At 70.5% G+C, this 23171-nt stretch carries 20 protein-coding genes; 14 read left to right on the top strand and 6 right to left on the bottom strand.

Annotated elements, in window-relative coordinates:
- Positions 1-63: 63 nt before the first annotated feature.
- Together ACWD5F_RS38300 and ACWD5F_RS38295 are read right to left on the bottom strand one after the other, a co-directional pair.
- The gene (locus ACWD5F_RS38300) at positions 64-1401 is read right to left on the bottom strand and encodes an alpha-2,8-polysialyltransferase family protein (RefSeq protein ID WP_451260885.1); all 1338 of its coding nucleotides are present in this window, start codon (positions 1399-1401) and stop codon (positions 64-66) included.
- The gene (locus ACWD5F_RS38295) at positions 1401-2387 is read right to left on the bottom strand and encodes a glycosyltransferase family 2 protein (protein ID WP_451260884.1); all 987 of its coding nucleotides are present in this window, start codon (positions 2385-2387) and stop codon (positions 1401-1403) included. Before ACWD5F_RS38295 ends, ACWD5F_RS38300 begins: the two co-directional genes overlap by 1 nt.
- Before the next feature lie 198 nt (positions 2388-2585).
- Here ACWD5F_RS38295 and ACWD5F_RS38290 point away from each other — a divergent pair, with 198 nt between their 5' ends.
- Genes ACWD5F_RS38290 through ACWD5F_RS38275 form a run of 4 tightly spaced genes read left to right on the top strand, consistent with a single transcriptional unit; the run spans position 2586 to position 7297 of the window.
- A complete protein-coding gene (locus ACWD5F_RS38290; protein ID WP_451260883.1) occupies positions 2586-3932 on the top strand; it encodes a DUF6716 putative glycosyltransferase in 1347 nt (448 codons plus the stop codon).
- Positions 3933-3988: 56 nt separating this feature from the next.
- Positions 3989-5254 carry a cytidylyltransferase domain-containing protein gene (locus ACWD5F_RS38285; RefSeq protein ID WP_451260882.1) on the top strand — a complete coding sequence of 422 codons (1266 nt, stop codon included), beginning with the start codon at positions 3989-3991 and terminating at the stop codon, positions 5252-5254.
- 14 nt (positions 5255-5268) lie between these two features.
- Positions 5269-6204, top strand: a complete 936-nt coding sequence (locus ACWD5F_RS38280; protein WP_401713712.1) for an N-acetylneuraminate synthase family protein — start codon at positions 5269-5271, stop codon at positions 6202-6204.
- Positions 6205-6229: 25 nt separating this feature from the next.
- On the top strand, positions 6230-7297 hold the full coding sequence (locus ACWD5F_RS38275) for a hypothetical protein (protein WP_451260881.1): 1068 nt from the start codon (positions 6230-6232) through the stop codon (positions 7295-7297).
- Positions 7298-7311: 14 nt separating this feature from the next.
- Here ACWD5F_RS38275 and ACWD5F_RS38270 read toward each other — a convergent pair whose 3' ends face one another.
- Positions 7312-7971 (bottom strand): class I SAM-dependent DNA methyltransferase, encoded by a 660-nt coding sequence (locus tag ACWD5F_RS38270; protein ID WP_451260880.1) that lies wholly within the window; start codon positions 7969-7971, stop codon positions 7312-7314.
- A gap of 340 nt (positions 7972-8311) precedes the next feature.
- Here ACWD5F_RS38270 and ACWD5F_RS38265 point away from each other — a divergent pair, with 340 nt between their 5' ends.
- The 8 genes from ACWD5F_RS38265 (at position 8312) to ACWD5F_RS38230 (ending at position 17721) form a co-directional block, all read left to right on the top strand.
- On the top strand, positions 8312-9532 hold the full coding sequence (locus ACWD5F_RS38265) for an amidohydrolase (RefSeq protein ID WP_401714412.1): 1221 nt from the start codon (positions 8312-8314) through the stop codon (positions 9530-9532).
- A gap of 287 nt (positions 9533-9819) precedes the next feature.
- Complete coding sequence (locus ACWD5F_RS38260) at positions 9820-10875, top strand: BMP family ABC transporter substrate-binding protein (RefSeq protein WP_123998138.1); 1056 nt, start codon at positions 9820-9822, stop codon at positions 10873-10875.
- A 385-nt stretch (positions 10876-11260) separates the two neighbouring features.
- Positions 11261-12811: an ABC transporter ATP-binding protein gene (locus ACWD5F_RS38255; RefSeq protein ID WP_451260958.1), complete on the top strand. Its 1551-nt coding sequence runs from the start codon at positions 11261-11263 to the stop codon at positions 12809-12811.
- Positions 12808-13938 (top strand): ABC transporter permease, encoded by a 1131-nt coding sequence (locus ACWD5F_RS38250; protein ID WP_123998136.1) that lies wholly within the window; start codon positions 12808-12810, stop codon positions 13936-13938. Before ACWD5F_RS38255 ends, ACWD5F_RS38250 begins: the two co-directional genes overlap by 4 nt.
- Positions 13935-15221, top strand: coding sequence for an ABC transporter permease (locus ACWD5F_RS38245; protein WP_451260879.1), 1287 nt, complete (start codon positions 13935-13937; stop codon positions 15219-15221). The genes ACWD5F_RS38250 and ACWD5F_RS38245 overlap by 4 nt, the downstream gene beginning before the upstream one ends.
- Positions 15218-15619 (top strand): cytidine deaminase, encoded by a 402-nt coding sequence (locus tag ACWD5F_RS38240; protein WP_401713703.1) that lies wholly within the window; start codon positions 15218-15220, stop codon positions 15617-15619. Before ACWD5F_RS38245 ends, ACWD5F_RS38240 begins: the two co-directional genes overlap by 4 nt.
- 84 nt (positions 15620-15703) lie before the next feature.
- Positions 15704-16981 (top strand): thymidine phosphorylase, encoded by a 1278-nt coding sequence (locus ACWD5F_RS38235; RefSeq protein WP_451260957.1) that lies wholly within the window; start codon positions 15704-15706, stop codon positions 16979-16981.
- A gap of 353 nt (positions 16982-17334) precedes the next feature.
- Positions 17335-17721 carry an STAS domain-containing protein gene (locus ACWD5F_RS38230; RefSeq protein ID WP_451260956.1) on the top strand — a complete coding sequence of 129 codons (387 nt, stop codon included), beginning with the start codon at positions 17335-17337 and terminating at the stop codon, positions 17719-17721.
- On the opposite strand, the gene ACWD5F_RS38225 is transcribed toward ACWD5F_RS38230, so the two are convergent.
- Together ACWD5F_RS38225 and ACWD5F_RS38220 are read right to left on the bottom strand one after the other, a co-directional pair.
- Entirely contained in the window at positions 17605-18621 is a 1017-nt protein-coding gene (locus ACWD5F_RS38225) for a sigma-70 family RNA polymerase sigma factor (protein WP_451260878.1), read from the bottom strand. The two genes, ACWD5F_RS38230 and ACWD5F_RS38225, sit on opposite strands and share 117 nt — an antisense overlap.
- A 131-nt stretch (positions 18622-18752) precedes the next feature.
- Positions 18753-20018, bottom strand: coding sequence for an MFS transporter (locus tag ACWD5F_RS38220; protein ID WP_451260877.1), 1266 nt, complete (start codon positions 20016-20018; stop codon positions 18753-18755).
- 63 nt (positions 20019-20081) lie between these two features.
- Between ACWD5F_RS38220 and ACWD5F_RS38215 the strand changes: the two genes are divergently transcribed.
- Positions 20082-21032: a LysR substrate-binding domain-containing protein gene (locus tag ACWD5F_RS38215; RefSeq protein WP_451260876.1), complete on the top strand. Its 951-nt coding sequence runs from the start codon at positions 20082-20084 to the stop codon at positions 21030-21032.
- A gap of 18 nt (positions 21033-21050) precedes the next feature.
- On the opposite strand, the gene ACWD5F_RS38210 is transcribed toward ACWD5F_RS38215, so the two are convergent.
- Entirely contained in the window at positions 21051-21815 is a 765-nt protein-coding gene (locus ACWD5F_RS38210) for an alpha/beta hydrolase (RefSeq protein ID WP_451260875.1), read from the bottom strand.
- Between the two features lie 113 nt (positions 21816-21928).
- On the opposite strand from ACWD5F_RS38210, the gene ACWD5F_RS38205 reads away from it, so the two are divergent.
- Positions 21929-23047: an adenosine deaminase gene (locus tag ACWD5F_RS38205; protein WP_123998128.1), complete on the top strand. Its 1119-nt coding sequence runs from the start codon at positions 21929-21931 to the stop codon at positions 23045-23047.
- The last annotated feature ends 124 nt before the right edge of the window (positions 23048-23171 follow it).

The following is a 23171-nucleotide window of genomic DNA, read 5'->3' as shown; positions in this document are numbered from 1 at the left end:
GGAGTAAGGCAATCGCCATCTTGCATTTCCCCGGGCTTGGCCTGAGGTTTACTCCTGGTTCGCCTAGCGCTTCACCACCTTCTTGAGCGCCCGGGCCCGACGTACCACCCGACGTGCCGTCGCATTGCGCGGCAAAAACGCCAGCCGTTCCGGGATACCGCCCGGCAGGCCGAGTGAGGTGAGTCGCTTCCGCTTGAAGTAGCGCTGGGTGCGCGGGCCGAATTCCTTGGACAGGTATTTTTCGGCCGCCGGGCGCAGGGCGTGGTGGATCTGCGGCTGCATGGTGAAACCGACCGCGGTGACCAGGCCGCCCAGCGATTTCGCGGGGACCGTCTCCTCGCCCTTGCGGTCCTCCAGATCCGGGATCACCGCGTCCGCGAGAACGGCCGGGACCCGGTTGCTGTTCTGGTACGGAGTCAGGCGGTCCAGCAGCGGTTCGGTGCCGACCCGGGCCACGGGCAGGCCGTAGAACGCGGCCGCCGTGAACAGCGCGGTCGAGAAGCAGCCGACGACCAGCGCGGGCGGGGACTTCTCGAACAGCACCTCCGCCAGGACCGGCAGGTCCAGGACGGTGAGGTCGACACCCAGCTGCTCGGCCTCCGCCTCCAGGATCCGGCTGTAGCGGGCCGGCGCGGTGGGATGCGGCTTGAAGACGATCGCGCGGTGACCCCGCTCGACCGCCCCGCGCATCATCCGCACGTGCAGGTCCTCCTCCTCCTTCGCGGAGAGGATGTTCAGCGCGGACAGGTACTGGCCAAGCAGCAGCGCCGAGTTGGCCGGCAGCACCGGCGCCTCCGGCACGGCGGCGGTGAGTTCGCCCATCACCTTCAGGAAGGCCGTCGTCGGCACGACCTGCGCCGGCACGTCGAACTCGGTCAGCAGCATCGGCGTCAGACCGGCCACCAGGTCGAGGTGGAGCAGCCGCCGCACCCGCGTGCCGACCAGCGGGTCGAGCTTGTTGCGGGTGGGGCCGTAACTCATGAGCCCGTCGGCGTACACCTCGACCGGGGCCTCGGTGAACAGCTGGGCCACGGTGAGGGCGGGCGCGACCTGGATGGACTCCAGGACCAGCTCCACCTTGTCGTCGCCCAGCTCCCACAGCAGCCGCAGATAGCGCTCGAACAGCGGGATGTCGTCGGGCCGCGGCGCCCACGCGCCCGGGTGGAAGGGGCGGATGGCCTCGTTCCACGACAGCACGGCGTCGAAGTGGTCGCGCAACGGCTCGAAGCCCGGCATCTCGTCGACGGCCGGAGTGGTCTCCGGCGTCGTGGAGTTGTTGAAGACCAGCAGCACCTGCCGGTCACCGTCCGTCTCCGGGAAGAGGTCGGACTCTATGGCCGCGGCGAGCGTGGCCGCGCCGTACAGCGTCGAGACGCAGAAGATCCGGGTGGTGCGGGGCATCAGGCGGCCGCCTTCGCTGTGGTGATCCGGCGCCGCAGCCGCCGCAGCTTGGAGGAGCGGCGCAGGTCCATGGTGTCGAGCACGTCACCGAGCGCTTCCTGCGGCATGCGCTGTATGGCCGCCGCGCTCATCGAACGCAGTTGCTTGGCCACGGCCGGCTCCCACTTGGAGTCGTCCGCGAGGTGGTGGGCGATGATCGCGCAGTACGTCCGCACGGCCTTCGGCAGCAGCCGCGCGGAGTCCGGGTCGAGCGCGGTCTCCTCCACCACCTGGTCGAAGGCGCGGATGAAGTCGAGTTGACGGACGTCACCGATCTGGGTGAGCGAGGAGGCGACCCCGCGCCGGTAGAAGACGCCGAGCAGGCTCACCACGGCGAACGACTCCGCCTCGCGGTGCAGCTTCCAGATCCACGGCCGGTCCTCCGCGGTGCGCAGCCCGTCCGTGAAGTGCAGCAGGCCCTTCTCCAGAAGGCGGCGGTGGTAGGCGCCGGCCCACGCGTAGGCGTAGTCGACCGAGGTCGTGCGGTCGGCGGGCAGGATCGCCTCGCGCGGGTTCATGACCTCCCAGCGGCGCCCGTGCGGCACCCGGTGCACCGAGCGGGAGCGGGCGGTCGCCTGCACGTGGTCGGTGCGGATGAAGTCGCAGTCCAGCTTCTCCATGGCCGCCACCAACTGCTCGTAGTAGCCGGGGGCCACCCAGTCGTCCCCGTCGAGGAAGGTCAGGTACTCGCCGCTGGACGCGTCCAGACCGGTGTTGCGGGCGGTGGCGAGGCCTCCGTTCTGCTCGTGGCGGACGTAGCGCACCTGGGCCACGGCCGACAGTTCCTCGGCCGCGCGTTCAAGGATGGCCGGAGTTTCATCCTTCGAATGATCGTCCACAAGAACGAACTCGAAATCCGGTCGAGCGTTGAGGCGAAGGCTTCTGAGGGTGTCCGGGGCATATTGCTGCACGTTGTAGAACGGCACGATCACGGAGAGCTTTGGCACCCGCAAAAGCCTAGGAGGCGGCTCGGCTGCGGAACTTTCCGGTACCCGTACGGCGGGTGAACTCCATGTGTCGGAACGGTGCATCCCATGTACTTCCGAGGCTTTGGCGAGCCAGTTCGGCTCTCGGCGATGTGTTGTTAACTTTTTGGCCAGGTGCGGTTGGGCCGCACCTTGGATTTGGTTCCTAGCGTCTTCGTTGTGCCGCCTAGTACAACTAAGCCCATGAGAATCGCTGTTCTCGCGGACTCCGACACCCGCTGGAAATGGGGTGCGTTGACCGCGGCTCGTATCGTTCCGGGCCCGACCATGGAAGCCGCAGGGCGCGACGCCGCGCAAGTCGGCCCCGAGCTCAGCGGTTTCCTGCTGCGCGGCCGGGCCACCCCCACGGCGCGCCAACTGGCCGAAGTGGGCGTCCATGTCGACTCCCTGAAGGAGGTCACGGCGCTGGAGTTCCTGCGCGTCATGGCCGAGGAGGAGTACGACCTGGTCGTGCTCTCCCTGGTCGGCGGCGGCGTCCAGGCCATGCTGCACGGCCTCAAGCGCGTGTGGGAGGGCCGCAAGCGGCGTCCCGTCGTCGTCACCGGCTATGTCGGCGTCGTCTACGAGAAGCTCACCGACGGCCTGCTGCTGCGGCACGGCGCGGACCTCGTCCTCGCCAACTCCCGCCAGGACGCGGACCGTTTCAGAGGTGTGTACGAAGGGGTGGGCGCGGACGCCTCGTCGGTGACGGAGGTGGCACTCCCGTTCCTCGGCGGCGCCCCCTACGAAGGTGAACACGACCCGTACACCGTGGTGTTCGCCGCGCAGCCGTCCGTCCCGGACAGCCGCAAGGACCGTACGTACCTGCTGGAGCGGCTGATCCGGCACGCCCGCCGGCACCCCGAGCGCGAGGTGCTGCTCAAGCTGCGGTCCCGGCCGGGCGAACACACCACCCACATCGAGGAACTGCCCTACCAGAAGCTGGCCCAGAAGCTCGACGCACCGGCCAACTTCCGCCTGGTGTACGGGAACATGGGCGAGGTCCTCGACCGCACCGACCTGCTGGTCACGATCAGCTCGACTGCCGCACTCGAATCACTGCACCGGCGTATTCCGACCGTCGTCCTCAGTGACCTGGGCGTGCGCGAGGTGCTCGGCAACCACCACTTCGTGGGCTCCGGCTGCCTCGCCTCCTGGGACCAGCTGGACGAGGGCTACCGGCCCGAGCCCGACGAGGAGTGGGTGGCCCGGCAGGGCGTCGCGGCGGACGGTTCGTACGCCACCGCGTTCGACGCGGCGCGCGAGCGGATCACCAAGCTGCTCGCCAGGCCCGGCGGCCTCGCGCCCCTCACCCCGTACTACACACCGGCGACCGCGCCCGGCTACCTGCCCGGCATCCTCGCCCGCCACCACCTCGGCCCGGACGGCAGCCCGCTGCCCGGCGCCCCCGCCGCCGACAAGGAACCCGGCGCGGTCAAGCAGATAGTCCGCCGCGCCGCCCGCGGCGCCTACCGCCACGGCGTGCAGCGCGTCGCCCCGGTGATCCGACGGATGGGCGACCTGTGAGCCCCCGCCCCGGCGAGCGGCCGCCGTCCCCGAAACCTCCCCAAGGAGTAGAGCCCATGTCCAACCCCGGAGCGGGTCAAGGCGCTTCGGTGCGCCGGGTGCTCGCGGTGATTCCCGCGCGCGGCGGTTCCAAGGGTGTGCCCGCGAAGAACCTCGCCTCCGTGGGAGGTGTACCGCTGGTGGCCCGGGCCGTGCGTGAGTGCCGGGCCAGCCGGCTGGTGACGGACGTCGTGGTCTCCACCGACGACCAGGCCATCGCCGCCGCGGCCCGCTCGGCGGGCGCCGAGGTCGTGCTGCGCCCCGCCGCCATCGCCGGCGACACCGCCACCTCCGAGGCCGCCGTGCTGCACGCCATGGACGCGCACGAGGCCCTGCACGGGGCGCCGGTCGACGTGGTGCTGCTCGTGCAGTGCACCAGCCCGTTCATCATCCGCGAGGACGTGGACGGCGTCGTCGGCGCGGTCGTCGACAACGGCGCCGACTCCGCCCTGACCGTGGCCCCCTTCCACGGCTTCGTATGGCGCGACGCCGACGACGAGGCCAGGGCGGGCACCGTCGCGGAGACCGACGCGGCCACCGGCGGCGGCTACGGCGTCAACCACGACAAGTCCTTCCGCCCGCGCCGCCAGGACCGCCCCCAGGACTTCCTGGAGACCGGCGCCGTCTACGCGATGGACGCGACGGGCTTCCGCGAGCACCAGCACCGCTTCTTCGGCCGCACCGAACTCGTGCGCACCGACCCGGCCCGCGTGCTGGAGATCGACGACCACCACGAGCTCGCCCGCGCCCGGGCGCTCGCACCCCTCTTCGACGCGGACCGCCCCGGTTCGCTGCCGACCGGCGCCGACATCGACGCGGTCGTACTGGACTTCGACGGCACCCAGACGGACGACCGGGTGCTGATCGACGCCGATGGAAAGGAGTTCGTCTCCGTGCACCGCGGCGACGGACTGGGCATCGCGGCGCTGCGCAAGACCGGCCTGAAGATGCTGATCCTGTCCACGGAGCAGAACCCTGTCGTCGCCGCGCGGGCCCGGAAGCTGCAGATCCCGGTCCTGCACGGCATCGACCGGAAGGATCTCGCACTGAAGCAGTGGTGCGAGGAGCAGGGCATCGCGCCCGAGCGCGTGCTCTACGTCGGCAACGACGTCAACGACCTCCCGTGCTTCGCCCTCGTGGGCTGGCCCGTGGCGGTCGCGAGCGCCCACGACGTGGTACGCGGCGCCGCCCGTGCGGTCACCACCGTCCCCGGTGGCGACGGCGCGATCCGAGAGATCGCCAGCTGGATCCTCGGCCCCTCTCTCGATTCCCTCAACAAGTAAGGACACCACCCGCCATGAGCAACTCCCGTCTGCGCACCTTCGGTTCGAAGACCGCCGGCCCCGGTCACCCGGTCTACGTCGTCGGCGAGATCGGCATCAACCACAACGGTGAGCTGGAGAACGCGTTCAAGCTGATCGACGCCGCCGCCGAAGCCGGCTGCGACGCGGTCAAGTTCCAGAAGCGCACCCCGGAGATCTGCACCCCGCGCGACCAGTGGGACATCGAGCGCGACACCCCCTGGGGCCGCATGACCTACATCGACTACCGCCACCGCGTCGAGTTCGGCGAGGACGAGTACCGCCAGATCGACTCGTACGCCAAGAGCCGGGACATCGACTGGTTCGCCTCCCCGTGGGACACCGAGGCCGTCGCCTTCCTGGAGAAGTTCGACGTCCCGGCCCACAAGGTCGCCTCCGCGTCGCTGACCGACGACGAGCTGCTGCGCGCGCTGCGCGCCACCGGCCGCACGGTCATCCTCTCCACCGGCATGTCCACCCCGAAGCAGATCCGCCACGCGGTCGAGGTCCTCGGCTCGGACAACATCCTGATGTGCCACGCCACTTCGACCTACCCCGCGCAGGCCGAGGAGCTCAACCTCCGCGTCATCAACACCCTCCAGGCCGAGTACCCGAACGTCCCGATCGGCTACTCCGGTCACGAGACGGGCCTGCAGACCACCCTCGCCGCGGTCGCCCTCGGCGCCACCTTCGTCGAGCGTCACATCACCCTGGACCGCGCGATGTGGGGTTCCGACCAGGCCGCCTCGGTCGAACCGCAGGGCCTCCAGCGCCTCGTGCGTGACATCCGTACCATCGAGGCCTCGCTCGGTGACGGCGTCAAGAAGGTCTACGACTCGGAGCTCGGCCCGATGAAGAAGCTGCGCCGCGTGCCGGGCGTCGTCGCCGAGGCGGAGATCGCCGCCGCGGCGGGCGAGCCGGTCTCGGTCTGATCCACACAGGGACGGTCATACGTCGATGAGCCCCCGCGCCGGATCCGCCGGCCACCCCACGCTCGCGTTCGTCGAGAGCCCGGTACAGCTCCTGAACGTGCTGGAGTGGGCGCACGCCCATGCGCCCGGCGCGGAGCTCACCCTCGTCGTGCTGTCCCCGACCGACCCGATGACCCGCGGTCAGCTGCGCCGGATGGCGGAGCTGGCCCGCGAGGAGGGTCACCACGTCCGCTGGGAGGAGGCCCGAGGCGGCCCGGCGGCACCGTTCCAGACGATCGGCGGCCTCAGCGGCCTGCTCCGGCGGGCACCCCGGGTCGTCCTGGGCGACCCCTTCTCTCGCTACGTACAACTGCTGCTGACCATCACCAAGGCCCGTGACCTCGTCGTCGTCGACGACGGCACCGCGACCATGGAGTTCGTAGCCCAACTGGCCCGCGGGGAGCGCCTGGTGCGCTGGCACCGCAAGGGCGGCCGACCGGGCGCGCGGGACCTGCTCTTCGCCCCGGTGTCCTCCCGGGCCCGGCACCGGCTCACGCCGAGCGCGAAGAGACGGGTCGAGGTGTTCTCCTCCATGCCGATGGACGAGACGCCGGCCGGAGTGACGGTCACCGCCAACGACTTCTCCTGGACCCGCGCCCGCTTCGGGCCGCCCCGCATCACCAAGGGCGCCGACATGGTCGGCACCTCGCTGGTGGAGACCGGTGTGGTGGACGGCGAGCGCTACCTGGAGGCCGTCCAGCACCTCGCCAAGGCGCACGGCGCCACCCGGTACTTCGCGCACCGCCGCGAGGCCACCGACAAGCTCCACCGGCTGGCCGCCGAGACGGGTCTGGAGATCGTCCGGCCCGACCTGCCGCTGGAGCTGATCGCCCGCCGCGGCCCGATCGGCCGCACGATCCTCAGCTTCCCCTCGACGGTCGTCCACACCCTGCCGCTGGCCCTGGCCGGCACCGAGGTCCGCGTCGCCGTCTGCGACATCGACCCCGACTGGCTCACCGACAAGGCCTCCCCCCGCGCCCAGGGCTTCCTGTCCGGCGTCACGGGCACGGCCAAGGACGTCACCCGTCTGTCGTCGGTGACGGTGGTGGCCTGACCCGGAGAGTCGGCTCAGCCGTCCTTGCGGGCCACCAGGAACGCGCGCGGGCGGGTCTCCGTGTCCTGGGGTTCCCGGACCACCCGGGTGACCGGGCGGAGGTCCGCCTTGACGAGCTGTTCGGTCACCGCGTCCGGGGTGCGCCAGTAGTAGTCGAGCGCGATGTCGTGCCCGAAGCGCTCGGCGAGGTGCAGCCGGCCGTCGTCGTCGCCGCTCTGGAAGCCGAGCAGGACATGACCGCCCGGGGCCAGGAGGCGGTGGAACTCGGTGAGGACCGTGGGCAATCGGTCGTCGGGGACGTGGATGATCGAGTAGAGCGCGACGATCCCGCCGAGGGTCTCCGACGGCAGGTCCAGGGAGGTCATCGACCCCACGTGGAAGCGCACGTCGGGGTGGGCCCGGCGGGCCAGCTCCACCATGCGGGGCGAGAGGTCCACGCCGAAGACGGGGATGCCGAGCCGCTGGAGCCGGGCGGTGACATGGCCGGGGCCGCTGCCTATGTCGGCCACCGGTCCGCCGCCCGCCTCTCCCACCAGCTCCGCGAAGCCGGTGATCAGGGCTCTGTCCAGGGTGTGGATGCCCAGCCAGTCCGAGAACCGCTCGGTGTAGGCGTCGGCGATCGTGTCGTACGAGGTCCGGGTGGTGTGCAGGAAATCCGCGGTTTCTGGGCTCACGTGCCCGCACCCTAGTGCGGCCCGCACCCACCCGTCCGCCGGTTCATCGGGGCGGCATCTCCCGTTCTCCCGGCGGAGCGTCCTGCCACGGTTGTGCGACAGTGCGGTCCCGACAGGTGAACAGAACCGCCGGGTGCGTGCCGAGCGTGGTATCCGTTGAAGGAGTGACTCTCCGTGGATCTCATGATCCGCCCGACCGAAAAACGGGCGAGTTTACCCATCCGAACCGATACATATGCGTCGGGCGACCAGATTTTCTTCCCCTAACGGGTTGAACTTTTGTTGATCGAGGGTCAGTTGGTCCCTCCGGCGTCCTACCCTTCAGAGGGTGAAGCAACTTATGTCACTGGAGTCCGAGGCCGATCTGCCCGGGGAAGCCCTGCTTCCCGGCACGCTGCCCGCCGCCCTGCGTGCCGAACTCGTCGCCTTCCGCCGCGACTTGCACATGCACCCCGAGCTGGGCAACCAGGAGTTCCGCACGACCGCGGCGATCAAGGCCCGCCTCGAGCAGGCGGGGCTGAAGCCGCGGGTGCTCGCCATCGGGACCGGGCTCATCTGTGACATCGGCGAGTGGGACGGCGGGCGGCCCATGCTCGCCCTGCGGGCCGACATCGACGCCCTGCCGATCCCGGACACGAAGAGTGAGTGCGCGTACCGCTCCACCGTGCCCGACCGCGCGCACGCCTGCGGTCACGACGTGCACACCACCGTGGTGCTCGGCGCCGGTCTGGTCCTCGCCGAGCTGCACCGGCAGGGCCTGCTGCCCCGCCCCGTGCGGCTGCTGTTCCAGCCCGCCGAGGAAGTGCTGCCCGGCGGCGCCGCCGACGCCATCGAGTGCGGGGTGCTGGACGGGGTGGGACGGATCGTCGCCGTGCACTGCGACCCGCGGGTGGACGCCGGCCGGATCGGACTGCGGCACGGAGCCATCACCTCCGCCTGCGACCGCCTGGAGGTCTCCCTCGACGGCCCCGGCGGCCACACCGCCCGCCCGCACCTGACCACCGACCTGGTCACCGCCGCCGCCCGGGTCGCCACCGACGTGCCCGCCCTGGTCGGCCGGCGCGTGGACAGCCGTAGCGGACTCGCGGTCACCTGGGGACGGATCGAGACCGGGCACGCGCCCAACGTCATCCCGCAGCACGCCGAGCTCTCCGGCACCGTGCGCTGCCTGGACCTGGAGACCTGGCGGCAGGCGCCCGACATCGTGGTCGCCGCGATCGACGAGATCGCCAACCTGCACCGCGCCAAGTCGGAGATCACCTACGTCCGGGGCGTCCCGCCGGTCGTCAACGACCCGGTCGTCACCGACCTGCTGCGCGACGCCATGACCGCCCGCCGGGGCGCGGACGCCGTCGAGTCCACCGAGCAGAGCCTGGGCGGCGAGGACTTCTCCTGGTACCTGGAGCACGTGCCCGGCGCCATGGCCCGGCTCGGCGTGCGCACCCCGGGGGAGCGGACCGTACGCGATCTGCACCAGGGCGACTTCGACGCCGACGAGTCGGCGATCACGGTGGGCGTGGAGATGTTCACCGCCGCCGCGCTGCTGGACGCGGAGCAGTAGCCGACGGGCGCGACAGCCCCCACGAGGGCTGTTGCGCCGTCCGGCGCAACACGGTTGTAAGCCAATCGTGCGCCGTTCGAAATCGAGCTGGGTCAGGCAGGCGGAGCCCGAGTTCAGACGCCGTTTGCCTCGAATCGATAACGGCTTTGGAGTAGGTCTTTTTCTGACATCTACGCGCGTTACGATGCCGCGAAGCCGACGCCGCCTGGGCGTGCAGGCCTGAGCACTGGCATGGTGCTCACATCCAGCGCCGATATGGCGCTCAGGTCAGGTGAAGGAGCCTTCCCGTGCGCCGGGTAGCCAAGCTTTCCGCTGCGGTCGCCGCTTCCGCAGCTCTCGCACTGACTGCCACAGCCTGTGGCAGTACCTCCTCCGACAGTGACACCTCGTCGTCCGCCTCCTCCGGTGGTGACAAGGGGATCAAGATCGGCCTCGCCTACGACGTCGGCGGCCGTGGTGACCGTTCCTTCAACGACTCCGCCGCGCGCGGCGCCGACAAGGCCGAGAAGGAGTTCAGCGGTTCCATCAAGGAACTGACCGCCAAGAGCTCCGACACCGAGGCCGACCGTGAGCAGCGCCTGACCGACCTCGCGGACGCGGGCTACAACCCGATCGTGGCCGTCGGCTTCTCCTACGCCACCTCGGTCGACAAGGTCGCCGCCAAGTACCCGAAGGTCAGCTTCGGTCTGATCGACTCGGTCGCGACGGCGAAGAACGTCGACAGCATCACCTTCACCGAGGAGCAGGGCTCCTACCTGGCGGGTGTCGCGGCGGCGCTGAAGACCAAGAAGGACCACGTCGGCTTCATCGGCGGTGTGGACACCCCGCTGATCAAGAAGTTCGCGGCCGGTTACGTCCAGGGCGTCAAGGACACCAACTCCAAGGTCAAGGTCGACGTCCAGTACCTGACCCACGGTTCCGACCTGTCCGGCTTCGCCAGCCCCGACAAGGGCAAGGAAGCCGCGTCCGGCCAGCTCGACAACGGCGCCGACGTGATCTACGCCGCGGCCGGCTCCTCCGGCAACGGTTCGATCGAGGCCGTCTCCGCGGTCAAGGGTGCCTGGGCCATCGGCGTGGACTCCGACCAGTACAACATCCCGGGTCTGTCGAAGTACAAGAACTCGATCCTGACCTCGATGGTCAAGAACGTGGACGTCGGCGTGTACGACTTCGTCAAGTCCGTGCACGACGGCAAGCCGCTGACCGGCAACCAGATCTACTCGCTCGCCAAGGGTGGTGTCGGCCTGGCCACCAGCGGTGGCTTCATCGACGACATCAAGACGCAGCTGGACGCCGCGAAGGCGAAGATCGTCGACGGTTCCGTCAAGGTCAAGACCAGCTGACCTGACGGTTCCCGCCGGAACCCTGGCTCGGCGAGGGGTCTCGACAACCCCTCGTCGAGCCATAACAATGTGTCAACTCTACGCGTGTAGCTTGGAGTTGCCGCGGCAGGGTCTGTCCGGCGGGTCAGGCCGGTGCATGTCAGCGGTACCTTGTCACGCACGTGAGCGGGGTCTGGTGCGTGCAGCTGCAAGGCGGAGGAGGGCGGCGACGCGGAGCGTCGACAACCGACGACAACGCCGCAGATGTGCGTGCCAGACCCCGCGACACCGGAATGACCCGCCGGACAGACCCTGGCGTCGCCGACGCCTGCCCTCCCCTACGCAGCCCCTTTCCCCATCAGGAGAGTGCGCCATCAACGCGTCCAGCCCTCCCGCTGCCGTCGAACTGCGCGGCATCACCAAGCGATTCCCCGGTGTCGTGGCCAACAAGGACATCGACATCACCGTCCGCACGGGCACCGTGCACGCCCTGTGCGGCGAGAACGGTGCCGGCAAGTCCACCCTGATGAAGATCCTCTACGGCATGCAGCAGCCGGACGAGGGCACCATCACCGTGGGCGGCGAGACCGTCACCTTCAACAACCCGGCCGACGCCATCGCCCGCGGCATCGGCATGGTCCACCAGCACTTCATGCTGGCCGACAACCTCACCGTCCTGGAGAACGTGGTCCTGGGCGCGGAGAAGCTGCACGGCATCGGCGCCGGGGCCCGTACGAAGATCAAGGAGATCTCCGACGCGTACGGCCTGAACGTGCGGCCCGACGTCCTGCTCGAAGAGCTCGGGGTCGCCGACCGGCAGCGCGTGGAGATCCTCAAGGTCCTCTACCGCGGCGCCAAGACGCTCATCCTCGACGAGCCCACCGCCGTCCTGGTGCCGCAGGAGGTCGAGGCCCTCTTCGACAACCTGCGCGAGCTCAAGGCCGAGGGCCTCACCGTCATCTTCATCTCGCACAAGCTGGGCGAAGTCCTGTCCGTGGCCGACGAGATCACCGTCATCCGCCGCGGCACCACCGTCGGCACGGTCGAGCCGGCCGGCACCACGCCCAAGCAGCTCGCCGAACTGATGGTCGGCAGTGAGCTGCCCACGCCGGAGACCGAGGAGTCGACGGTCACCGACGTCCCGCTGCTCAAGGTCGACAAGCTCAACCTCAGCCAGACCGACCTCGACGGTGTCGAGCGCGTCATCCTCGACGCGATCTCCTTCACCATCCACCGGGGTGAGGTCCTCGGCATCGCCGGCGTGGAGGGCAACGGCCAGTCCGAGCTGGTCGAGGCGATCATGGGCATCCGCGACCCGGACGCCGGTGTCATCACCCTCGGCGACACCGACATCTCGCACGCCCCCACCCGCCACCGCCGCGAGGCCGGCATCGGCTACATCCCCGAGGACCGCCACCGCCACGGCCTCCTCCTGGAAGCCCCGCTGTGGGAGAACCGCATCCTCGGCCACGTCACCGAACGCCCCAACTCCCGCGGCCAGTTGCTCGACATCAAGGGCGCCCGCGCCGACACCGACCGCATCATCGCGGCGTACGACGTCCGCACCCCCGGCATCGACGTGACGGCCGCCTCGCTGTCCGGCGGCAACCAGCAGAAGCTGATCGTCGGCCGCGAGATGAGCCACTCGCCCAAGCTGCTCATCGCCGCCCACCCCACCCGCGGTGTGGACGTCGGCGCGCAGGCCGCGATCTGGGACCACATCCGCGAGGCCCGCCGCGAGGGCCTGGCCGTGCTGCTGATCTCGGCCGACCTGGACGAGCTCATCGGCCTCTCCGACACCCTGCGCGTGATGTACCGCGGCCGGCTCGTCGCCGACGCCGACCCCGCCACCATCACCCCCGAGGAGCTGGGCTCCGCCATGACCGGTGCGGCCAGCGGCCACCTGGAGCACACAGAGGCCGCCGGCCCGGAGCGCACAGAGGACGACGCCCGATGAAGAAGCTGACCCAACGCATCGACAAGGAGCGGCTGCTCCTCGGTATCGCGGCCCCGCTGCTCGCGATCGTCGCCGCGCTCGTCGTCACCGCCCTGGTGATCCTCGCCACCGGCAAGAACCCGGGCGCCGCCTTCAGCGACATGGTGACCTACGGCTCCGCGAGCGACAGCCAGGTCTACATCCTCAACAAGGCGACGACGTACTACCTGGCGGGTGTCTCGGTGGCCATCGGCTTCCGGATGAACCTGTTCAACATCGGCGTCGACGGCCAGTACCGCATCGCCGCGTTCTTCGCCGCCGTCCTCGGTGGCGCGCTGACCACGCCCGGCTGGATCTCCATCCCGCTGATCATCCTGTGCGCCATGGGCACCGGCGCCGTGTGGGCGGCCATCGCGGGCGTCCTCAAGGTGACCCGCGGGGTCAGCGAGGTCATCTCGACGATCATGCTGAACTCGATCGCCACCGCGATCATCGCCTTCCTGCTCCAGCCCGGAAAGCTCGCCGAGCTGCAGAGCGGCGGCACGGTCGTCTCCACGAAGCCGCTGCCGGACTCCTCGTACTTCTTCCAGATCAACACGGGCGCGGCGGGCGAGCTGTGGGGCTTCATCGTCATCGCCATCCTGGTGGGCATCGCCTACTGGTTCGTGCTCGGCCGCACCCGCTTCGGCTTCGACCTGCGCACCGTCGGCCAGTCCGAGAGCGCGGCGGCCGCGAGCGGTGTCTCGGTGAAGAAGATGGTCGCCACCAGCATGGTGATCTCGGGCGCGGTGGCCGGCCTGATCGGCATGCCGACCCTGCTCAACGACAGCCACCAGTTCAGCAACGACTTCCCGGTCGGCATCGGCTTCACCGGCATCGCCATTGCGCTGCTCGGCCGCAACCACCCGGTCGGCATCGCGCTCGGCGCGCTGCTGTGGGGCTTCCTGGAGCGCACCACCAACCACCTTGAGTTCGAGGGCTACGACAAGGAGATCCTCGGCGTGATCCAGGGCGTCATCGTCCTGTGCGTCGTCATCGCCTACGAGATCGTGCGCCGCTACGGCCTCAAGCGCCAGCAGCAGCGGGTCGGCGCGGAACTCGCCGCCCAGGCCGCCGCCCCGACCGAGAAGCAGGAGGTGGCGCGATGACTGCCACGATGACCGACACGCCGCCCCCCGCGGCGCCCAAGGCGGACAACGCACGCACCCGCTCCGGCCGCTCCCTCGGCCAGATCCTCATGATCGTCGCGGGCGCGCTGCTGCTCGTCGCCGCGGTCCGCGTCATCACCGGCGCCGACCAGCTCACCTCCGAGGGCCAGGTCAGCGCCGCGCTGGCCCTGGCCGTACCGATCGGCCTGGCCGGTCTCGCCGGTCTGTGGTCGGAGCGGGCCGGCGTGGTCAACATCGGCCTCGAAGGCATGATGATCCTCGGCACCTTCGGCGCCGGCTGGATCGGCTGGCAGTCCAACCCCTGGCTCGGCCTGCTGTGCGGCATCGGCTTCGGTGTCCTCGGCGGCCTGGTGCACGCGGTCGCGACCGTCACCTTCGGCGTCGACCACATCGTCTCCGGTGTCGCGGTCAACCTGCTCGCGCTCGGCGCCACCCAGTACCTCGCCAAGATCTTCTTCTCGGACGGCAAGGCGGCCGACGCGGGCGGCAACCCCAAGCAGTCCCCGCCCGTGGACTCGCTGCCCAACATCGACGTACCCGGTCTCTCGGACGCGCTCAGCTCCGTCGAGAAGCATCACTGGTTCCTGATCTCCGACCTCGCCGGCATCCTCGGCGGCCTGGTCAGCGACCTGTCCGTGGTGACGGTGTTCGCCGCGCTGCTGTTCGTCGGCAGCTGGTGGCTGCTGTGGCGCACCGCGTTCGGTCTGCGGCTGCGCTCCTGCGGCGAGAACCCGATCGCCGCGGAGTCCCTCGGCGTCAACGTCTACCGCTACAAGTACGCGGCCGTCGCCGTCTCCGGCGGCCTCGCCGGTCTCGGCGGTGCCTTCCTCGCGCTGGTCACCTCGCACACGTATCTGGAGAACCAGACCGGCGGGCGCGGTTACATCGGTCTCGCGGCGATGATCTTCGGCAACTGGCGGCCCGGCGGACTCGCCATGGGCGCCGGCCTGTTCGGTTACTCCGACGCCCTCCAGCTGCGCAACGGCGGCGAGACCGTGCACGCGCTGCTCCTGCTCCTGGTGGTCCTGCTCGCCGTACTGGCCGGCTGGAAGCTGTACAGGAAGGCGCTGTGGCAGGGCGCGATCAGCGGTGTCATGGCCGTCCTCGTGCTGCTCTGGTACCTGCTCACCGACGAGGTCCCCAGCGACTTCGTGGGCGCCACCCCGTACGTCGTCACCCTGCTGGTGCTGTCGCTGTCCGCGCAGCGCCTGCGGATGCCCAAGGCGGACGGCATGCGCTACCGCAAGGGCCAGGGCAAGTGACCTCGCGGCCGGACGTCGACTGGGACGGACTGCGGGAGGTGGCGCGGGACGCCATGTCCCACGCGTACGCCCCCTACTCGGGCTTCCCGGTCGGCGTCGCCGCACTGGTCGACGACGGCCGTACGGTCTCCGGCTGCAACGTCGAGAACGCCTCGTACGGTCTTGGCCTGTGCGCCGAGTGCGGTCTGGTCTCGGAGCTGCAGCGCACCGGCGGCGGCCGGCTGACGCACTTCACCTGCGTCGACGGGCGGGGCGAGATCCTCGTCCCGTGCGGCCGCTGCCGCCAGCTGCTGTACGAGTTCGGCGGCCCGGACCTGCTGCTGGAGACCCCGGCGGGGATCCTGCCGCTGTCGGAGATGCTGCCGCAGGCCTTCGGCCCGGACCACCTCACCAAGTAACACCCGTGCGGCCCCGCCGAGTTGTCGCCATCGCTCGGGGGCCGCACGGCTGCTGGAACCCTCGGAAGGAACCAAGCCATGGCCATGGACGCCGTCTCCGTCATCCGCACCAAGCGGGACCGCGGTGAGCTCAGCGACGCACAGATCGACTGGGTCATCGACGCGTACACCCGCGGGGAGGTCGCCGACGAGCAGATGTCCGCGCTCGCGATGGCCATCCTGCTCAACGGCATGAACCGGCGCGAGATCGCCCGCTGGACGGCCGCGATGATCGCCTCCGGCGAGCGCATGGACTTCGCGGCGCTGTCCCGCCCGACGGCCGACAAGCACTCCACGGGCGGTGTCGGCGACAAGATCACCCTCCCGCTGGCCCCGCTGGTGGCGGCCTGCGGCGCGGCCGTCCCGCAGCTGTCGGGCCGGGGTCTTGGCCACACCGGCGGCACCCTGGACAAGCTGGAGTCGATCCCCGGCTGGCGCGCCCTGCTCTCCAACGAGGAGATGCTGCACGTCCTGGACACCACCGGTGCGGTCATCTGCGCGGCGGGCGACGGCCTGGCCCCGGCCGACAAGAAGCTGTACGCGCTGCGGGACGTCACCGGCACGGTCGAGGCGATCCCGTTGATCGCCTCCTCGATCATGTCGAAGAAGATCGCGGAGGGCACCGGCTCGCTGGTCCTGGACGTCAAGGTGGGCACGGGCGCCTTCATGAAGACGATCGAGGACGCGCGGGAGCTGGCGTCCACGATGGTCGGCCTCGGCACCGACCACGGCGTGAAGACGGTCGCGCTCCTCACCGACATGGCCACCCCGCTCGGCCTCACCGCGGGCAACGCCCTGGAGGTCCGCGAGTCGGTCGAGGTCCTGGCCGGCGGCGGCCCCGCGGACGTCGTCGAACTGACCCTCGCCCTCGCCCGCGAGATGCTCGACGCGGCCGGCGTGAAGGACGCGAACCCGGCCAAGGCCCTGGCCGACGGCTCGGCGATGGACGTCTGGCGGCGCATGATCGCGGCCCAGGGCGGCGACCCGGACGCGGCCCTGCCCACCTCGAGGGAACAGCACGTCATCAAGGCCCCGACCTCGGGTGTCCTGACCCGCCTGGACGCCTACGACATCGGCATCGCCGCCTGGCGCCTGGGTGCCGGGCGCGCCCGCAAGGAGGACCCGGTGCAGGCCGCCGCGGGCGTCGAACTGCACGCCAAGCCGGGCGACGAGGTCACCGAGGGCCAACCCCTGCTGACCCTGCACACGGACACCCCCGAGCGCTTCGAGTACGCGGTGGAAGCGGTGCTGGGCTCCTACGACATCGAGGCACCGGGTACGGCCTTCACGGCGTCGCCTGTGGTGCTGGAGCGCATCGCCTGACGGCGGGTCGGCGGCGACGACCGGGAACCTCATGGATGCGCACCGTGGGCCAGGAACCCCAGGGATCATCCGACGGTTGTCGGCCTGCGGTCCCTCGGGGCGCGGCCGTCGGCGGCCCACGCCCTCGTGGCCGGCGGCAGCTGTCGGCCCCTGATCGTCGTCGGCCCCTGACCGTCCTCGGGCCGGATGCCGTCGGCCTGGTTCCTCGCCGGTCATGACCGCCAGGGGCCGGTCCTTCGGGGCCGGCCCCTTCGCGTGCGCGGGCGACTCCGCGATCCCGGCCGAAGGGCACGCCTCCTGAGCGCATGCCGTCGGCGGACAGGCGGGCACACCCCGTGAGCGCGCGGCCCGCGATGAGTTCCGACCGTCCGGCCGGTCTACCGCTCGTGGAAGCCATGACACCCGCCGTACTCGTGCTGCCCGGCCCCGTCACCCGTGACGAGGTGGCCGGGCTGTGCGACGGCGTGCGCGCACGGCTGGAGGCGACCGGAGCGGGCGTCGTCGTGGTGGACGTCGCCGCGCTCGGGCCGCCGGGGCTCGGGGCGGTGGATCTGCTCGCGCGCCTCGAACTGGCCGCCCGGCGGGCCGGGGGCCGGATCAGGCTGCGCGAGCCCGATCCGGCGCTACACGCCCTCCTCGGTCTGGTCGGGCTCCGCTTCGAGATGGAGGGGCAGGTCGAAGAGCGGGAACCACCGCTTCGTGTCGAGGAAGAAGTGGAACCCGGTGAGCCGGCCGTCTGAGATCTCCAGGACCTGGACCGCCCACGGGCTGTAGCCGCCCGCCTCCGGGTCCGGCTTGTACTGGGCGAACCCGGGCAGTCCGTTGACCTGCACCGGCACCAGCCGCGAGCCCTCGCAGGCGGCGCCCAGCGTGGTCATGAAGCCGGTGATGTCGTCGTGGCCCGTCAGCCACAGGTCGAACGGCGGCATCGTCATGACCGCGTCCTCGTGCAGCAGCGCCGTCAGCGCCGTCATGTCGTACCCCTCGAACGCCTTCACATAGCGCTCCAGGAGCTTCTGCTGCTCCTCGTCCAGCGGGTCGGAGACGGCCGCGCCGGCCGCCTTGTCCTCCCGCTCCGCAAGCGTGGCCCGGGCCCGCTGGAGCGCGCTGTTGACCGACGCGACGGACGTGTCGAGCAGCTCGGCGACCTCGCTCGCCCGCCAGGCCAGCACCTCGCGCAGGATGAGCACCGCGCGCTGCTTGGCCGGCAGTTGCTGAAGTGCCGCCATGAAGGCGAGCCGTACGGATTCCTTGGCCACCGCGGCCTCCGCCGGGTCCTCCGGCGTGGGCAGGACGCGCGCGTCCGGCATGGGCTCCAGCCAGGTGTTGTCCGGGCGGGGGGAGAGCGCGGCCTGGGCGAGCGGGGTGGATTCGCTCAGGTCCATCGGACGGGCGCGCTTGTTGCCCGCGGTCAGCATGTCCAGGCAGACGTTCGTCGCGATGCGGTAGAGCCAGGAGCGCAGACTGGAGCGGCCCTCGAACTTCTCGTAGCTGCGCCAGGCGCGGACCATCGTGTCCTGCACCGCGTCCTCGGCCTCGAAGGAGGAGCCGAGCATGCGATAGCAGTACCCCGTCAGCTCCGTGCGGTGTTTCTCCAGCCGGAGGTCCAGGTCCGTCGTCGTCGCCGTACCGTCGCTCATCGTCCACCCACCCCTGTGGTGTTTCTGTCGCGCTTCTGTGCGCCCAGCACTTCGGAAGCTACCGCAGGGCACTGACAATGGCCCCTGGAGTGAACAAAGGGGCAGGTCAGAGGTGGGGAGGAGATCTGGGGTCAGGCAGTCACGGGACGCGCGGCCAGCCGGGCCGCCCGGGTCCCGAGGAGGGTGATCGTCACCACTCCCGCCACCGCGAGCAGTCCGACGCCGACCGTCCCGGCCCAGCCGCCGGCGTGAAAGGCGAGCGCGCCCACCGTGCTGCCCGCGCTGGAGCCGATGTAGTACGCCGACTGGTACAGCGCCGAGGCCTGGGCGCGGCCGGTCGTGGCCGTCTTGCTGACCGCCGAGGAGGCGCACGCGTGCCCGGCGAAGAAGCCCGCCGTGATCAGCACCAGGCCCAGCAGGACCAGCGGGAGCGACGGCGCCAGGGAGAGCAGCAGCCCCGAGGCCGTCGTACCGGCCGCCAGATACAGCGCCCCGCGGCGGCCCAGCCGGCCCACCAGCCGTCCCGCCGTGGACGCCGACACCGTACCGACCAGGTACACCAGGAAGATCGAGCCGACGATGCCCTGGGGGAGCGAGAACGGCGCCTCGGTCAGGCGGTACCCGATCACCGTGTAGACACCACCGAAGACGGTCATGAACAGGGCGCCGATCGCGTACAGGCGGCGCAGCAGCGGGTCGGCGAGGTGGTCGCGGACCGTGCGGGCCAGTACCCGGGGCCGCAGCGAGCCCGGTGCGAAGTGCGTGGGCGCCGGCAGCAGCAGCCGGAAGGCCACCGCGCAGGCCACCGCGATCGCGCCGATGACACCGACGGCCACCCGCCAGCCCCACTCCTGCGCGACCCACCCGGTGATGACCCGGCCGCTCATCCCGCCGACGCTGTTGCCCGCGACGAACAGTCCGATCGCCGTGACCAGCGCCTTGGGCCGGACCTCCTCGGCGAGATACGCCGTCGCGGAGGCGGGCAGCCCGGCCAGCGCGGCGCCCTGGAGGAAGCGCAGCGCCACCAGCGTGCCCAGCGAGGGCGCGAACGGGACCAGGACCCCCAGGCCCACCGCGACGACCAGCGACGCGGTCATGACCGTACGACGTCCGAAGCGCTCCGACAGCGCGCTCATCGGCAGCACGAACAGCGCGAGTCCGCCGGTCGCCGCCGCCACCGTCCAGCTCGCGTCGCTCGCCGCCGCCCCGAACTCGCCGGAGATCAGCGGCAGCAGGGCCTGCGTGGAGTACAGCAGCGCGAAGGTCGCCACGCCCGCGAGGAAGAGGGCGAAGCTCATCCGGCGGTAGCCGGGGCCGCCCGGGGTCAGCCGGGAGTCGGAGGCGGGAACGGGGGAGAGGGCATCCGTGGGAGCGGACACCTCGGTACTGGCAGGCATGCTTCGAAGCTACGTACGCGCCCGCTCATCCGTCCAATGCACGGAAACGTCATAATCGTTCCCATGGCGCATCAGCAGAGGTCACAGGCCCACCTGTCACCGTCCGGTGACACAGAAGACATCGTCGCGCTGCTCGCGCCCCGCCTCGCGTACTTCGCGGGCGTCGCCCGCACCGAGCACGTCACGCGGGCCGCGCAGGAGATGCGGGTCCCGCAGTCCACCCTCTCCCGGGCGATGGTCCGCCTCGAACAGGACCTGGGCGTGGACCTGTTCGCCCGCAGGGGCCGCACGGTGTCGTTGACTCCCGCCGGCCGCACCTTCCTCACCTCCGTCGAACGCGCCCTCGCCGAGATCGAGAAGGCCGCCGACGAGGTCCGCGCCGACGCCGACCCGGCCACCGGCAAGGTCGCGTTCGGCTTCCTGCACACCATGGGCTCGGAGACCGTCCCCGGTCTGATCCGCGCCTTCCGCGCCGACCATCCCCGGGTCCGCTTCACCCTCGTCCAGACCTACGGCGAGGCGATGCTGGAGAAGCTCCGGGCCGGCGAACTGGACCTCTGTCTGACCTCCCCGGTCCCCGATGCCCCCGACCTGGTGGCCCGCCGCCTGGACGAACAGAAGCTGCGCCTGGTCGTCCCCGCCGACCACCCTCTGGCGACCCGCCGACGCGTCCGCCTCTCCGAGGCCGCCGAGGAAACCTTCGTCACCCTCGAACCCGGCTACGGCCTGCGCCGCATCACCGACGACCTCTGCAAGGAGGCGGGCTTCAAGCCGAGGGTCGCCTTCGAGGGCGAGGAGGCGGAGACGCTGCGGGGTCTGGTGGCGGCGGGCCTGGGCGTGGCCCTGCTGCCGCCACCGGCCTTTCCCCGCCCGGGAGTCGCCGAACTGACGGTCACGTCTCCGAGAGCGGCGAGGGAGATCGGCGTGGCGTGGCTGGACGGCCATCCGGACACGCCCCCGGTGGCCGCCTTCAAGAAGTTCCTCCTGTCGAGAAGGGGGAGCCTCCTGACCTGACCTGGTCCGCCCCGACCGTCAGCGGCGCAACGATTTTCCGAACCCCGCGGCCAACGGCATCCGCAGCCCCAGAGGCGGCGGCGCGGCGAACGCGTCCTCCAACGGGCGGGCGAACGACGCCCCGAACAGCGCCCCCCGCACGAAGTCCAGCGCCAGCGAGTGCACTTCGCTCCGGTACTGGTGCAACCCGTGTCCGTCGGCGTGCACTTCGAACCGGCACACGTCCCGGTTCGCCTTCTTCGCGCGGGAGGCGAGCCGGAACGACAGTTCGGGATCGGTCCGTTCGTCGTTCGTGCCGTGCACGATCAGCACCCGCCGTCCCACCAACTGCTTCACCGGTTCGGGCGAGGCCGCCACGTCGTCCTCCGGCAGCCAAGGCGCGATCGCCAGCACGGAGTTGACGGCCTCGTGCCCGCCGGCCCGCAGCGCCGCCCGGCCGCCCATGTCGACGCCGAGCAGGCAGACGGGCACGTCCCCGTACCGGCGTACGACCTCGTCCGCGGCCCAGGACGCGTCGCCCGCGAGATGCGCCTCGTTGCCGTTCCAGCCGCGGTAGCGGTAGTGGACGACGTGCGCGGCCAGGCCGTCGTCGCGGCCCGCTCGGGCCAGCCGGCGGCCCAACGCCCTTACGGAGGCGGTGGCGAGCATGGGGGACGGTCTGCGGGCGGACTCCTCGTCGCCGCCGGGGAGCAGCAGCACCACGCCGCTCACCGTCGTCGGCTCCGGGCCGAGTGCCCTCCCCAGCCGGGCCCGTCGCACCGGCGTCGTCGCTTGGTGTGCCATGACAGAACAGTGTCAGAAGGGCAGGTGCACCCGAACCGTCCGCGCGGTCACCGTTACGTATCGACGGAGTTGTACACCGGGCGATCTACGCGCGTAGGAAGTAGAGTGCGGCAATGACGAGCCAGAGCACCGCGAACATCCCGACGCCGGACCAGATCCGCCGGGCGCCGAAGGTTCTGCTGCACGACCACCTCGACGGCGGCCTGCGTCCGGGCACCATCGTCGACATCGCGCGGGAGACGGGATACGACCGGCTCCCCGAGAGCGACCCCGACAAACTCGGCCTGTGGTTCCGCGAGGCCGCCGACTCCGGTTCCCTGGAGCGGTACCTGGAGACCTTCTCGCACACCGTCGCCGTGATGCAGACCCGGGACGCGCTGGTGCGGGTGGCCCGCGAGTGCGCCGAGGACCTCGCCGAGGACGGCGTGGTGTACGCCGAGGTGCGGTACGCGCCCGAGCAGCACCTGGAGGGCGGCCTGACCCTCGAAGAGGTCGTCGAGGCCGTCAACGAGGGTTTCCGGGAAGGGGAGCGGCTGGCCCGGGAGAGCGGTCACCGCATCCGGGTGGGCGCCCTGCTCACCGCCATGCGGCACGCGGCCCGCGCCCTGGAGATCGCCGAACTCGCCAACCGCTACCGGGACCTGGGCGTGGTCGGCTTCGACATCGCCGGCGCCGAGGCCGGCTTCCCGCCCACCCGGCACCTCGACGCCTTCGAGTACCTCAAGCGCGAGAACAACCACTTCACCATCCACGCCGGCGAGGCCTTCGGACTGCCGTCCATCTGGCAGGCCCTGCAGTGGTGCGGCGCCGATCGGCTCGGGCACGGGGTGCGCATCATCGACGACATCGAGGTCGCCGACGACGGCTCGGTGCGGCTCGGACGGCTCGCGGCGTACGTACGGGACAAGCGGATCCCGCTGGAGCTGTGCCCCAGCTCCAACCTCCAGACCGGGGCCGCGGCCTCGTACGCCGAGCACCCGATCGGGCTGCTGCGCCGGCTGCACTTCCGGGCCACGGTGAACACCGACAACCGGCTGATGTCCGGCACGGGTATGAGCCGGGAATTCGAGCACCTTGTCGACGCGTTCGGTTACACGCTCGACGACATGCAGTGGTTCTCCGTCAATGCGATGAAATCAGCGTTCATTCCTTTCGATGAACGACTCGCGATGATCAATGACGTCGTGAAGCCCGGATATGCCGAGCTGAAGTCCGAATGGCTGTTCCAGTAGACCGCTTCCACCAGCGGGTATGCGGTCGATAAGGAGTGGCCGGGACGTAACGGCCCACCGGAAATGCGGACGGGTATTCACAATCCGTCCGCATTTCGATGTTTGCGGCGGGTGGCTTCGCATG

The sequence above is a fragment of the Streptomyces sp. NPDC002499 genome, from assembly GCF_053595415.1.
Note: the sequence above shows the minus strand (reverse complement) of the source record. Positions and strands in the feature narration are given on the sequence as shown.

Coding starts and splice junctions, on each gene's coding strand:
- ACWD5F_RS38265 (WP_401714412.1), top strand. CDS start 8,312: ATGTCACTGGAGTCCGAGGCCGATCTGCCCGGGGAAGCCCTGCTTCCC.
- ACWD5F_RS38220 (WP_451260877.1), bottom strand. CDS start 20,018: ATGCCTGCCAGTACCGAGGTGTCCGCTCCCACGGATGCCCTCTCCCCC.
- ACWD5F_RS38230 (WP_451260956.1), top strand. CDS start 17,335: ATGAGTTCCGACCGTCCGGCCGGTCTACCGCTCGTGGAAGCCATGACA.
- ACWD5F_RS38275 (WP_451260881.1), top strand. CDS start 6,230: ATGAGCCCCCGCGCCGGATCCGCCGGCCACCCCACGCTCGCGTTCGTC.
- ACWD5F_RS38205 (WP_123998128.1), top strand. CDS start 21,929: ATGACGAGCCAGAGCACCGCGAACATCCCGACGCCGGACCAGATCCGC.
- ACWD5F_RS38245 (WP_451260879.1), top strand. CDS start 13,935: ATGACTGCCACGATGACCGACACGCCGCCCCCCGCGGCGCCCAAGGCG.
- ACWD5F_RS38210 (WP_451260875.1), bottom strand. CDS start 21,815: ATGGCACACCAAGCGACGACGCCGGTGCGACGGGCCCGGCTGGGGAGG.
- ACWD5F_RS38225 (WP_451260878.1), bottom strand. CDS start 18,621: ATGAGCGACGGTACGGCGACGACGACGGACCTGGACCTCCGGCTGGAG.
- ACWD5F_RS38250 (WP_123998136.1), top strand. CDS start 12,808: ATGAAGAAGCTGACCCAACGCATCGACAAGGAGCGGCTGCTCCTCGGT.
- ACWD5F_RS38280 (WP_401713712.1), top strand. CDS start 5,269: ATGAGCAACTCCCGTCTGCGCACCTTCGGTTCGAAGACCGCCGGCCCC.
- ACWD5F_RS38215 (WP_451260876.1), top strand. CDS start 20,082: ATGGCGCATCAGCAGAGGTCACAGGCCCACCTGTCACCGTCCGGTGAC.
- ACWD5F_RS38300 (WP_451260885.1), bottom strand. CDS start 1,401: ATGCCCCGCACCACCCGGATCTTCTGCGTCTCGACGCTGTACGGCGCG.
- ACWD5F_RS38235 (WP_451260957.1), top strand. CDS start 15,704: ATGGACGCCGTCTCCGTCATCCGCACCAAGCGGGACCGCGGTGAGCTC.
- ACWD5F_RS38285 (WP_451260882.1), top strand. CDS start 3,989: ATGTCCAACCCCGGAGCGGGTCAAGGCGCTTCGGTGCGCCGGGTGCTC.